At 44.3% G+C, this 12,359-nt stretch carries 13 protein-coding genes and 2 pseudogenes; 7 read left to right on the forward strand and 8 right to left on the reverse strand.

The window, feature by feature from the left end; genetic code table 11:
• The first annotated feature begins 190 nt into the window (after positions 1-190).
• A complete protein-coding gene (locus GQR42_RS12365) occupies positions 191-802 on the forward strand; it encodes a Uma2 family endonuclease (protein WP_158200200.1) in 612 nt (203 codons plus the stop codon).
• A 28-nt stretch (positions 803-830) separates the two neighbouring features.
• On the opposite strand, the gene GQR42_RS12370 is transcribed toward GQR42_RS12365, so the two are convergent.
• From GQR42_RS12370 to GQR42_RS12380, 3 genes and pseudogenes are all read right to left on the reverse strand, one after another.
• The gene (locus GQR42_RS12370; RefSeq protein WP_158200201.1) at positions 831-1,085 is read right to left on the reverse strand and encodes a hypothetical protein; all 255 of its coding nucleotides are present in this window, start codon (positions 1,083-1,085) and stop codon (positions 831-833) included.
• Positions 1,086-1,155: 70 nt separating this feature from the next.
• Positions 1,156-2,365 (reverse strand): annotated as a pseudogene (locus GQR42_RS12375) (RNA-guided endonuclease InsQ/TnpB family protein).
• Between the two features lie 79 nt (positions 2,366-2,444).
• Positions 2,445-4,124 (reverse strand): potassium channel family protein, encoded by a 1,680-nt coding sequence (locus GQR42_RS12380; protein ID WP_158200202.1) that lies wholly within the window; start codon positions 4,122-4,124, stop codon positions 2,445-2,447.
• Positions 4,125-4,274: 150 nt separating this feature from the next.
• Here GQR42_RS12380 and GQR42_RS12385 point away from each other — a divergent pair, with 150 nt between their 5' ends.
• From GQR42_RS12385 to GQR42_RS12400, 4 genes are all read left to right on the forward strand, one after another.
• The gene (locus GQR42_RS12385; RefSeq protein ID WP_158200203.1) at positions 4,275-5,213 is read left to right on the forward strand and encodes a DUF4351 domain-containing protein; all 939 of its coding nucleotides are present in this window, start codon (positions 4,275-4,277) and stop codon (positions 5,211-5,213) included.
• A 57-nt stretch (positions 5,214-5,270) separates the two neighbouring features.
• Complete coding sequence (locus GQR42_RS12390; RefSeq protein ID WP_158200204.1) at positions 5,271-6,137, forward strand: DUF4351 domain-containing protein; 867 nt, start codon at positions 5,271-5,273, stop codon at positions 6,135-6,137.
• 781 nt (positions 6,138-6,918) lie between these two features.
• The gene (locus GQR42_RS12395; RefSeq protein ID WP_158200205.1) at positions 6,919-7,563 is read left to right on the forward strand and encodes a lysophospholipid acyltransferase family protein; all 645 of its coding nucleotides are present in this window, start codon (positions 6,919-6,921) and stop codon (positions 7,561-7,563) included.
• Between the two features lie 217 nt (positions 7,564-7,780).
• Positions 7,781-8,029, forward strand: a complete 249-nt coding sequence (locus tag GQR42_RS12400) for a hypothetical protein (protein WP_233271377.1) — start codon at positions 7,781-7,783, stop codon at positions 8,027-8,029.
• Here the strand turns inward: GQR42_RS12400 and cbiB are convergent.
• Genes cbiB through GQR42_RS12415 form a run of 3 tightly spaced genes read right to left on the reverse strand, consistent with a single transcriptional unit; the run spans position 8,000 to position 9,847 of the window.
• On the reverse strand, positions 8,000-8,980 hold the full coding sequence (cbiB, locus tag GQR42_RS12405) for an adenosylcobinamide-phosphate synthase CbiB (protein ID WP_158200207.1): 981 nt from the start codon (positions 8,978-8,980) through the stop codon (positions 8,000-8,002). The two genes, GQR42_RS12400 and cbiB, sit on opposite strands and share 30 nt — an antisense overlap.
• Positions 8,981-8,982: 2 nt before the next feature.
• Positions 8,983-9,456: a GFA family protein gene (locus GQR42_RS12410; protein WP_158200208.1), complete on the reverse strand. Its 474-nt coding sequence runs from the start codon at positions 9,454-9,456 to the stop codon at positions 8,983-8,985.
• The gene (locus GQR42_RS12415) at positions 9,404-9,847 is read right to left on the reverse strand and encodes an Rrf2 family transcriptional regulator (protein ID WP_158200209.1); all 444 of its coding nucleotides are present in this window, start codon (positions 9,845-9,847) and stop codon (positions 9,404-9,406) included. The genes GQR42_RS12410 and GQR42_RS12415 overlap by 53 nt, the downstream gene beginning before the upstream one ends.
• A 300-nt stretch (positions 9,848-10,147) precedes the next feature.
• Here GQR42_RS12415 and GQR42_RS12420 point away from each other — a divergent pair, with 300 nt between their 5' ends.
• Entirely contained in the window at positions 10,148-10,537 is a 390-nt protein-coding gene (locus tag GQR42_RS12420; RefSeq protein WP_158200210.1) for an AbrB family transcriptional regulator, read from the forward strand.
• A gap of 137 nt (positions 10,538-10,674) precedes the next feature.
• On the opposite strand, the pseudogene GQR42_RS28730 reads toward GQR42_RS12420, so the two are convergent.
• Together GQR42_RS28730 and GQR42_RS12430 are read right to left on the reverse strand one after the other, a co-directional pair.
• Positions 10,675-10,883 (reverse strand): annotated as a pseudogene (locus GQR42_RS28730) (transposase); the annotation flags it as partial.
• Positions 10,884-11,119: 236 nt separating this feature from the next.
• A complete protein-coding gene (locus GQR42_RS12430) occupies positions 11,120-11,869 on the reverse strand; it encodes an SIMPL domain-containing protein (protein WP_158202465.1) in 750 nt (249 codons plus the stop codon).
• 241 nt (positions 11,870-12,110) lie between these two features.
• Here GQR42_RS12430 and GQR42_RS12435 point away from each other — a divergent pair, with 241 nt between their 5' ends.
• Positions 12,111-12,341, forward strand: coding sequence for a hypothetical protein (locus GQR42_RS12435; protein WP_199273313.1), 231 nt, complete (start codon positions 12,111-12,113; stop codon positions 12,339-12,341).
• Positions 12,342-12,359: the final 18 nt, after the last annotated feature.

A 12,359-nucleotide genomic window follows, 5' to 3' on the forward strand; every position in this document is an offset into this window, starting at 1 on the left:
CGCGTTTGAGATGCGCTCACTCTACCGACGCGGTATGGCACAAAAAAGCAAAAGGACGGCTATGGATAATAACTAGATGATTGCTATGCTGAGACCCTTTTGTTAGTCCTAATTGAGATGCTCTTACCCCACCACAATCCCTAAAAAATAACCATAAAATTAATTAATAGAATATCGGAGAAAGACAAACATGATTATCGCTCAAGAAAAACCGACTATTGCGACAGTCACCAAAAACCCTGTCACTTTGGAAGCATATCGGGCGATCGCTGAAACTGCTCAGGAACGTTATGAATATTGCCATGGAGAAATGATTCTTATGCCTGGAGGAACCGCGACCCACAGCGCAATCGCGATCAACATCTCGGGTTATTTGGGATTTTTATTGAGAGATAGGGATTTTCGTCTGTATAACAGCGATCTGCGGGTGTGGATTCCTGAATATCATTGTGGAACCTATACCGATCTCATGGTCGTTAACCATGAACCGGAATTTAACGGCGATCGCAAAGACGAAATTCTTAATCCTTTATTTATTGTAGAGGTGCTTTCCCCCGCCACGGAAGCCTATGATCGAGGTGATAAATTTAGAAAATATCGTTCCCTGCCAAGTTTTTGTGAATATCTGCTCGTTAGTCAAACTGAACCCTACGTTGAGCAATATTTCAGACTCGAACAGAGCGATCGCTGGCAATTACAAACCTACGATCAACTTAGTCAAATAATCCCTCTGGAGAGTTTAAACCTTGAACTTCCCTTGCTAGAAATTTATCGTCGCATTAGTTTTGCGGCAGCTCCATAAAACCGCCATCGACAAAGAAGCGCTACATTTATTGGGGATGGTTAGGCAGAGAATGATATTGAAAAATGCCAAATATACTGCCGACACTGCCAATACTGAGAATACTGCCGACACTGCCAATACTGAGAATACTGCCAACACTACCAATACTGAGCATACTGCCGATACTAACCAGACTTAAAATGCTGCTGGCACTAGCGAGACTTAAAATACTGCCAGCACTGCCTAAACTCAAGATACAGCGATAACTAGCTTTGCTCAGATAATTAAGACCAGAAATCATTTTAAATCGGGGAAAGATTGGGGAATAGTTAGGGAAGTATTTTGCCAAACCTGTTTTGACACTCCCCGCTCTAAAGAGACGGGGATTCTTGGTTCACAGAGATTACTTGCTTAGACAGAATTGCTTCTGAAAAAGTAGAGGTATTCTCTCCCCAAGCGTTTATCGGAATCTAGCCCGAAAGTTCCCGTATGTCCTACGGTACTTAACCCTTTTTTAAGGATATTAATAGCGGCGTTTTCATCCCTATCTAAAACACACCCACACTTGCACTGATGGGTTCTAGTCGATAAAGATTTTTTGACAGTTTCACCACAGTTTGAACAGTTTTGGCTTGTATAATTCGGTGCGACAGCAATCGTTATCTTGCCGAATTTAACCCCAAAATACTCTATCCATTCCCGAAACTGATACCAGGCCGCATCATTTATCGATTTAGCTAGACAATGATTCTTGACTAAGTTCTTAACTCTTAAATCCTCATAGGCTATCACATCGCTAGAGTGAACTACGCACCTTGCTAACTTCACAGCAAAGTCTTTACGTTGCCTACTTACTTTAAGGTGAGCTTTAGCTAATCTTTGTCTAGCTTTTTGACGATTTTTGCCACCTTTTTTCTTCTTAGATAATCGCCTTTGAAGTCGTTTTAATCGTTTCTCGGACTTTCTCAAGAATTGAGGATTATCAACCTTGTTGCCATTGTGATCTGTATAGAAAGAAGCCAAACCTACATCTAAGCCAATACACTTACCTGATGGTTTAACATCTTCTTTAACGTCACAAGAAAGGACAAATTGACAATAATAACCGTCCGCTCTCCGAATCAACCTAACCCGTTTAATATCGGATTCTTGAAAGTACCCTAAATCCCAAGTTCCTACCAACTTAAGAACACCAATGTTTTTCTTGTCAGTGAACTTAACAGTTTTCGGGCTAAGAAGCTTCCATCCTGATTGTTTGTATTCAACAGAGCGAGATTTTTTAAATTGAGGATACCCCTTTTTGCCTGATACCTTGCGTTTACAGTTGTCGTAAAAACGACTAATTGAACTCCAAGCACGTTCAGCACTTGCCTGTCTAGCAGTTGAATTAAGTTCATCGGCAAATTTAAAGTCCTGAGCTAATTCTTTAGAATATCGGTATAAATCGTTCTTATCCGTACCTTTTGTATCCATCCATAACCTGACACATTTGTTACGGATGAATTGAGCAGTACGAATAGCATCGTCTATCGCTTGATACTGTTGAGTTTTAGCTTTAACTTTAAACTCTAAGACAAACATTTTACGCAGGGGGTACTTAGATAAAATCAGTATAACACAATAAAAGTTAAGTTAACAAGATATAGTTTAAAAAGCCGTCCTAAAAGGACGGGGCTTTAACCCAAAATTTCGGTAAACGCATAGCCGGCATAGTTAGATACAGAATATCACCTTGATCGAGAGTGATTTCCAGTAATTGCCAACCGTGGATAGTTTGACCTTGTTTTTCTAGGTAAAGTGGCACAAAATCCGCATTCATCGCCGCTTCCTTGACAATTTGACCCATAAAAGGATGATTCGGTGTGATTAATGTAGCCAAAGCAACCCAGAGGAGATCATCGGTCATGCCATTACCGAGAATTCTACCGCCCAAAGCGGCCGCGGCGAAGGAATAGGTAGCCAAATCCCGGGGACATAATACCGTATCAAAATCAAAAACTTCTTGAATCGATCGCCCGAATTGTTCCTGAGAGCAGCGTAAAACTAGATTAATTTTAGGAGCGATCGCTTTAGCAGTGAGAGCAATCTCCACATTAATCATATCCTCGTAAGTAACCACGATCAAAGATTCAGCGTTATTAATATTAGCCGTTTCTAGGGTAGCCACTAGACGCGCATCCTCGATGATGACGGGGATTCCCCAGGAGCGCACGGAATGCAAAAATCGATTATTTGGGTCCGATTCGATCACCACCACTTCACAGCCTTGCTCGTGCAATTGTCGCACGATCCGGGTGCCGATACCTCCTAAACCAGAGATAATGTGATGATTGCGGACGGGAATGCGGGTAGCATCCCAAAACTGTTTAAAGCGACTACCGAGGATAAAATCGTTGAGGAGAGCATAACAGATACCGATAACCCCTGCACCGACAATCATCATGACCACGGTAAAAATTTTGATACTATCGGGGGTAGATTCGGCCACTTTTTCGTTACCTCCGGCACCGGTAATCATCCCGACGGAGAAATAGAGGGAATCGACGAGGGAAATTTTTTGATTAACGCTGAGATAGGTAACGGTAGCAAGGGAAATCATCCCCAAAAGGGAAAGGGTGACAAGAATTACCGGTTGGACATAGTGCTGATAGGGACGCAGATTGAGCAGATTTCTCAGCCACTTTTGCAGTTTAAAACGCTGTTTTGCCCTAATTGTCGGTTTATTGCCGATAATGAGATGATCGCCAGTTCCGAGTTTTTTGCCTAAAAGAACTGCTGAAACCAGATCGATTTCGTCGTGAGCGGGGAGATAATAGATTAACATCCGGGCCGGATCGTCCCAAAGTTCGTAGAGGGGTAATCCCCACCAAGGATGATTTTCTTCGATAATTATCTCTTGAATTGGCCAAAGGCGATCGAATAGCTGTAATTGACCGATAGCTTTATTACCAAGGGCAGCAAAGGAAAAGATCGGAGCTGCTAGGGAAGCAACACTCATGCTAACGTGAGCAGGTAGGGTTTGATCGAGTCTTTCTCCCAAAGTTTCGTTAAATAGTCGGTTAACTATCCGAATTTTCGGGTTAATTATCCTTGAGCGGGTGAGAATTTCCAGATTGAGTGCGTCGTTATCAATGGCCAAAACTAGGGTTTCTGCATCTGGAAGGCCAGCTTGCAGGAGAGTTTTAGGAGAGCAGGGATCGCCGATGATAATATCAGACTGGTATTCGCAGACCATTTGGCGATCGCTAATCGCTACTACTGCCGCGGATTGTTGTTTGAGTAAACAAAAGATTTTATAACCCGTGCGACCTAATCCACAGACGATGATTTGCGGTTTCATTCGTCGAGCGCGTTTTTTGCTGATTAACCTTTCATTTCTAGCGCAAAAACTAGGAAAAATCTGTAACTAAAGCTGCAATATTGCCAATTTTTCCAATCAGGCTTTTAAAATGATAAAATAACCATCATCATCGATTTAATTACTTAGGTCTTGACTCGCTTTCTTTGGGATAAATTTAGTAAAGATTACCTCGAAACCTTTCTCTCTTCTTCCGGTGACGTGAAAACTAGCCTTGATGTGACGGCAGAAACTCAAGAAATCGATGTGTATTTTCGACCGACTTCCCCAGAAATACCGCCCGAATTAGGTTTATTGGGAAAATTAGCTCAAACCCCTTGTTTATTGGAACCCTATCGCAATCCGGTCACGATTGAGGGCATTATTGCCTGTTTATCTAAACTGTTGACTGTGCGGGAACAATTACAAAGAGAAGCTCACCGTCATCAACAACCCTTATTAGCAGAAAATATTCCCAGACTATGGATACTTACCCCCACGGCTAGTCAAAGAATTATAACTGCTTTTTCCGCTCTCAATAACCCAGATTGGGGAGAAGGAATTTATTTTTTACCTCCAGCATTAACCACAGCCCTTATTGTCCTCCATCAATTACCCGAAACCCCTGAAACCCTCTGGTTAAGATTATTAGGTAGAGGAGGAACCAGAACCAGAGCGATTGATGAATTAGAGGCCTTGTCTCCTAGTCATCCCTTCAAATCGGCTTCCTTAAAATTATTATACAATTTGAGTAGGAACTTGCAAGCCTTACCCAAAAGAACCCAGGAGGAGAGGAAATTTATTATGCATTTAGCCCCTTTATACGAACAAGATAGAGAAGCAGCGATTCAACAAGGAGAAGCCATTGGACTTCAAAAGGGCAGAATCGAAGGGATTCAACAAGGAGAAGCCATCGGACTTCAAAAAGGAGAAGCCAAGGTAGTGCTACGCTTACTTAACCGACGTTTTGGTGAACTGCCCCCGCATATTACCGAAACTATCCAAAAACTCTCAGTAGAAAAATTAGAAGACTTAGGAGAAGCATTGCTAGACTTTGAGAGTCAAGCTGACTTAATCAATTGGCTGAACTAATAAATAGGCTTTTAAAATGATAAAATAACCCTCATCATCGATTGAATCACTTCAGCCTTGACTCGCTTTCTTTGGGATAAATTTAGTAAAGATTACCTCGAAACCTTTCTCTCTTCTTCCGGTGACGTGAAAACTAGCCTTGATGTGACGGCAGAAACTCAAGAAATCGATGTGTATTTTCGACCGACTTCCCCAGAAATACCGCCCGAATTAGGTTTATTAGGCCGATTAGCTCAAACCCCTTGTTTATTGGAACCCTATCGCAATCCGGTCACGATTGAGGGCATTATTGCCTGTTTATCTAAACTGTTGACTGTGCGGGAACAATTACAAAGAGAAGCTCACCGTCATCAACAACCCTTATTAGCAGAAAATATTCCCAGACTATGGATACTTACCCCCACGGCTAGTCAAAGAATTATAACTGCTTTTTCCGCTCTCAATAACCCAGATTGGGGAGAAGGAATTTATTTTTTACCTCCAGCATTAACTACAGCCCTTATTGTCCTGCATCAATTACCCGAAACCCCTGAAACCCTCTGGTTAAGATTATTAGGTAGAGGAGGAACCAGAACCAGAGCGATTGATGAATTAGAGGCCTTGTCTCCTCATCATCCCTTTAAATCAGCTTCCTTAAAATTATTATACAATTTGAGTAGGAACTTGCAAGCCTTACCCAAAAGAACCCAGGAGGAGAGGAAATTTATTATGCGTTTAGCCCCTTTATACGAACAAGATAGAGAAGCAGCGATTCAACAAGGAGAAACCAAAGTAGTGCTACGTCAACTAAAGCGACGTTTTGGTGAACTGCCCCCGCATATTACCAAAACTATCCAAAAACTCTCAGTAGAAAAATTAGAAGAATTAGGAGAAGCATTACTAGACTTTGAGACTCAAGCTGACTTAATCAATTGGCTGACCTAATCCACAGGCTTTGAAGATGATAAAATAACCGTCATCACTGATTTAATCACTGGTTCTTCGTTACTTGGGGCTGGCTGAATAATGGTAAAACCCTTTGAAAATAAGGCTTTTGACCTGTTAAAGTCCGATGTTCATGCCGCGAACATAGGATTGGGACTTTCAAAAACCTGGCATTATCCTTCTTGTAGTACATTAATTGGTACAAAAAACTAGGGCAACAAAGCCTGAAACGACCGGCTACTGACGACTGGCTACTGACGACCGACTCCTACCCCCACCGAAAAACTTTTTCAGCAGACCCTAATTACACATCTAAGCCACTACTCCGTCAGACTGCTGCTGTGATCAGTAAACAGTGAACTGAAAACTCAAATCCGATCCCTAATAGCTGTCTTGTGAGTCTCGGAGTCTTGTGAGTCTCGACTAGGAAATTAATTTTGCACGACTACTTACTTGACGCTGAGAGCTTTTACCTACAGGAGCATTCCCCTATAGAACCCCATAACTCTAGTTTTCAAGGCTTCGGCCGTGAGATCAGCGTTCGACAAAAGCTCACGGCCGAAGCCCACACCCCACACCCTACCCCTAGGAAAAACTTTTTCAGCAAACCCTAGGTAAGTAATTATGCCAGTTGAGAAAGCGGCACGCTTAACCTTTCCCTAACCCATAAATTGCTATATATTTTAATTGTGTGAGGAGTGAGAAGAAAGCAAAGTCCTTGGGGTCGAAACACGGCAAGACTCCCAAGGGCTTTTCCATGTCTAGGTAACAATTGTCAGTCATGAACCAGCCTCAAGAGCGAGAACCTTTTGCCAGTCTAGTTTTATATCATCTCTTTAAATGGTCGATCGTTAGCCCAACCCTACACGGCTATTTTCGCGGTCGCGTTTACGGAGTGGAAAATGTCCCCCAGCGTCATCCTCTGATTATCGTCTGCAATCACGCCAGTTACTTCGATCCACCCCTATTGTCCTGTGCCGTACGTCGCCCCGTAGCTTATATGGCTAAAGAAGAATTATTTACTGTCCCGATTTTAAAACAGGCGATCGCTATTTATGGGGCCTATCCCGTTAAACGCGGCAGTGGTGATCGCGGGGCAATTCGGGCGGCGATGGGAGCATTAGCAGCGGGCTGGGCAGTGGGATTGTTTCTGGAGGGAACGCGCACCGAGGACGGATTGATCCATCAACCAAAGCTAGGTGCGGCGATGATTGCGGCTAAAGCGGGAGTTCCCCTGTTACCCGTCAGTTTGTGGGGGACAGAAAAGATTTTTCAAAAAGGTTCTTCTTTTCCCCGTAGTATTCCCTTAACTATTCGCATCGGGGAAGTGCTGCCGCCACCGATTTCTAGCAAAAGAGAAGCTTTACAGGCAGTTACCGAGCGCTGTGCCGAAATTATTAACGGATTACACGCCCTCGGACGCTAAATCTTAGTAGAAAACGGGTTTCTCGGAGAAACCCGTTTTCTGTGCGTTAGATTTCTTTCCCCTACACTTTGAAGTGGGGAATGTGGGTTAAAATTGGTATAACTCGACCATCGCCTCGACCATGTTCTTTTTTGTCCTCAGCTTCAATCTAGGCCTAACTTTATTTAATTGCTTTCTAGTCTGGAAATTGTGGCAATTGCGGCGGATTTTAGGGCGAGTGACCAAAATTTTAAACCGGGTGGAACGACGTTTACACCACATTTTTTACCCCACCCCAGAATGTATTATCATCGCCGGGGCGAAAACCGATCATCTCAGACAAAACTATCAACGCCTCTGCGGACAGATACAGATACTACAATCCCTATTCTTGACCTTCTCCCTGATTATCCGTTACTGGCAGCGTCAATCCCGTCAACGCCGTCGCCTGTGGTCGCTAAAATTGAGCAAAATCTCTAGCAACTAAGCAGCTAACAGCGATCGCCAACCAAAGTAATACACAAGTACGAGTTAAATTCAAAGCCTGTTCGACGGTTTTGACAGTAATCGGGTTGAGGTTATCGCCCAATAAAGCTTTTTCCACAATCTGGCCGCGGTATTGATTTTTCCCCCCCAATTGCACCCCCAAAATCGCCCCATAGACGCATTCACTCCAACCAGAATTAGGACTAGGATCCCGACGGGCATCGCGCCAACAAATGCTTAAAACCCGCCCCGGCTGTCCCGAAATCAGGGCGAGAGTTAATACCGTTAAACGACAGGGTAGCCATGTCAAAACATCCTCGCTTTTAGCACTAAACCAACCAATATGGGTGTAGGGTGGCCGACGATAGCCAATCATCGAATCGAGGGTACTAGCGGCTTTATAAGCGCAAGCGAGGGGAACTGGCCCCACACCCAGAAAAGCACCGAGAAGGGCATAAAAAAGCGGCGCGGTAACTCCATCCACACCATTTTCACTGACGGTTTCTAAGAGGGCGCGGAGGATTTCTTCCCGTCCGAGATTATCTGTGTCGCGACCAACGTATAAACTTAGTTGGCAACGAGCTAAGGTGATATTTTCCCCTTCTAAAGGTGCGATGACTGTTTCGGCAGCCCTGCGTAAACTTCTGCCGGCTAAACAACTAGCTAGGAGAATCATTTGTACTAGGTAACTCAGGCGCAAATTGACCTGACCTAACCATTGGATTCCTAGCCAAGTTAAGACCCCAGCCAAGATAATTAAACCTAGTCCCAGAATTATGCCCGCTAAACGTTGGCGAATTTTTTCCTGCGTCCAATTAAGGATAACTTTTGTGGCAACGGCAATCATCGCCCCCATCACCTGCACTGGATGAATCCATCCCCAAGGATCGCCGACCAGATAATCTAAAACCGCCCCTAATACTAAAATAATCGCCGTTGCCGCTTCCTTCACGATTACTCCCTTTTCCCATCGCTATCCCGAATTTTCTCAATATTGTCTTCCCAGTTAGCCCCATCAAAGAACTGGAACTGAAAATCTTCCAAGACATTGCCATCCAAACAGCGCAGGTTTATGTCTATAGCGTCAGGATGGGAGCGGGGACGATAGAAAGGATGAATACCACAAACACGACAAAAATAATGTTGGGCTGTGTGGGTATTAAATGTATAGGTACTTAAGAAATCTTCACCGCTTAGGAGGGTAAATTGTGCTGAAGGAACAATCAGATGCAGAAAGCCTTTTTTCTGACAAATCGAACAATTACAGTCTAGAGCTTGATCATGCTCGATCGCCACTTGAAAACGGATCGCTCCACAGTGACAACCCCCCCAATAAATCTTTGCTTGTTTTGTTGTTGTCATAACTTCTAAACTACTAAACAATAAAGCTGGTTTCTTCTCCCCTAGCGGCGATCCAGCTACGGGCATCGTAGTATAAATCGGCTAAGGTAATCTTCCCCAGGGCCTCTTTTAATTTTTCGTGTAGGTGTTTCCAGATAGTAAATGTCACCCAATCTTCTGCCTGTTCGTCCCTGGGATGATAGCCTGATAATGGCTCGATCGTCTCTCCCACTGCCTCCAAAATTTGCCCCAACGAGATACGATTTGCCGGCCTAGCCAATTGATAACCCCCTTGCGCTCCCCGAAAGGAGCGAACTAACCCCGCTCGTCGCATTTCTATCAGCAATTTCTCTAGATAAGCAGCCGGGATATCTTGACGCAGGGCGATCGATTTTACCGATACGGGAGTTGCCCTAGGTTGTAAACTAAGATCCAGCAAGGCTTTAACACTATAGTGACCCCTAGTTGTTAGCTTCATTATCCCTCATTTTTGCCTCTTTATCTCCATCCTACCCCCTCCTCTCATTGATGACAGAAAGGCTAACCTCCCTTACCCCGGCATCTCGATCAACATTGATAAATTCTGTTAAGATTTTGATCGAGAGATACCGTGTAATCAATTACAATCAATTTCCTCAAGCAAGTGATAATTTTTAGTTTATACCGTGTAAGATGAGTGTAGAGATCAATCGTAACCCGATTGTTTCTGGTCAGGGGGAGCAATTCTCCTCGACTAGCCTTGATGACCCTAACCTTTACTTATCTACCGCGAACTTAAATGAACAAAACTACTAATCCAGAACCCCTGACCGGCCTCGAACTAATTGAGAAAGTTAAACAGCTAGGCAACCTCAGCAAAGAGGAAAAAGCCCGGGAATGCGGCTACTATACTATGACAAAAAATGGTATTGAACGCGTTAATATGATGAAGTTTCTCAATGCTTTAATCGATGCCGAGGGAATTGACTTAGATAGCAGTGCCAATGGCCACGGACGAGGTGGGCGCTCGGCCAGCTACCGGATCAGTGTCCAATCTAATAATAATCTCCTGATCGGTTCGGCCTACACCAAAAAAATGGGACTCAAACCGGGAGATGAATTTGAAATTACTTTGGGGAGAAAACATATTCATCTCAAGCAAGTTGGCACCAGCGACGACGAAGAATAGCAATAATCAAGGAGAGAGCCGTTTAACTCTCTCCTTGCTATTGGATCGGGTCTGCTGAAAAATTCGTCCAGGAATTATGGTATTAAATACCAGTAATTTGTCGCCCAAGTGATAAGTTTTACTTTGTCCAAACAGCTTTAAACATAATTTTTATTAAAGATGTGTCCACATCTTAGTTCATTTGTTCGCAAAAAATCAAGAAAGACAAAAAAGCCCAAAAAAACTGCCGAAGCAGTTGGGAAAGATTGACAACCAAAAAGATAATAGCAAGGTCAGTTTCTGAAGTTTCAGGTAGTTTTGTCTTGATCAGATTGAAACTAAATCTTCTCTTAGCTTGTCCGAATTTCCTGGGTACATCTCAGTTTTGCAAAAATACCGACAATCAGCAATTATCAGTCATCCTTGAATTGGCGCAAATGTATAACAACCGCGTGTAAGCATCCCACTCCAAAAGCTAATCCGCGGGGCGATTGAGCGAAAAAATCGCCAATCACCCCCAATTTTAGCAGAGAGTTTCCCTTTAAACATCCCCACTGAGTAGATTGACAAAAATCAGATGCAGCCGTGGGCAAAGGCTGTAATTCAGTCAATCCCGAACGTCACCGAAACGACCGCGGTAATATCTTTGTCGATCGAGGAAGTGTCGTAAATTCCCGAGTCGCTCACGTCAGTGGAATTGCGCGAGGTGATCTGAAAAACTCCCGTTTTCGCATCGCGCACCCTTCCCACCCGACTGCCGGTACTACTAGCGATCGCCTCAGCCCTCGCTCTCGCATCTTTGGTCGCCGCAGCCACCATTTCCACCCGCAGCTTATCCAGTTGGGTGTAAAGGTATTGGGGAGGTTCGGAGACGAGGCTAATTCCCTCCTCGATCAATTCCGTTACCTGCCTAGAAAGTTCCGTGTAACGGGCTACATCGCTCGCTCGGATCTCGAAGCGTTGGGTGAGGCGATAGGCGAGAATTTGCCCAGTTTCCTGGCCGTTAGCTGTTACTTCGGGAATCGCCATCGTCTCGATCGCGTTAGTGGTGATTGCGTCGTCGGGAACTTGTTTTTCTTTGAGATAAGCTCGTATCCGCTCAGTTTGCCGGATCAGATCGCGGTAAGCATCCCGGGCGCTGGGTTGTTGACTGGAAACCGATAAACGCCAGAGAAGATAATCGGATGTAATCGCCCTTTTTGCCGAACCAGTCACGACAAAAACATCGCTCGCCCGTTTCACCGCCAAGAACGAGCGCGCCGCTATCCACGAACTCAAGACGAGAGAGATCGATAGCACCGATAAACCCGCGAATACCTGTGGGAAACGTCGGAATATAGAACTGTCTTTCATCATCCCCATCCTAGAAATCCGACGTTTCTATCCTATGCTAGTAGCGAGCGCGTTGAAATTATTATTTACAAAAATCAATGGAGGTCGCAATCTGACGGGATGCTTTCCCTTCCCCAAAAACTCCCTAGCGCCGACGGCGACAACGCCCGATAAGTTCAGCTTGACCATGGAATGGGCTTTATCCCCCTCTGTTTAACCCGAACTGAGCTTAAATAGGGTTTGCGGCAAAAAGTTTTTTCTGGTGGCAGGGTGTGGGGTGTGGGGTGTGGGGTGTGGGGGGAGTGGGAATTATGAATTGGGGAGGTGGGGAAGTGGGGAAATTGAACTAAAACCCCAAAACCCCAAAACCCCAAAACCCCAAAACCTGTCTCCTATCTCCTATCTCCTGTCTCCTGTCTCCTATCTCCTATCTCCTGTCTCCTATCTCCTGACTCCTCTAACCCCACCAACAAACTTTTTCAGCCAGCCCTAAATAAATACTTCGCTGAAA

It is taken from the genome of Microcystis aeruginosa FD4 (genome assembly GCF_009792235.1).
Taxonomy (GTDB): Bacteria; Cyanobacteriota; Cyanobacteriia; order Cyanobacteriales; family Microcystaceae; genus Microcystis; species Microcystis viridis.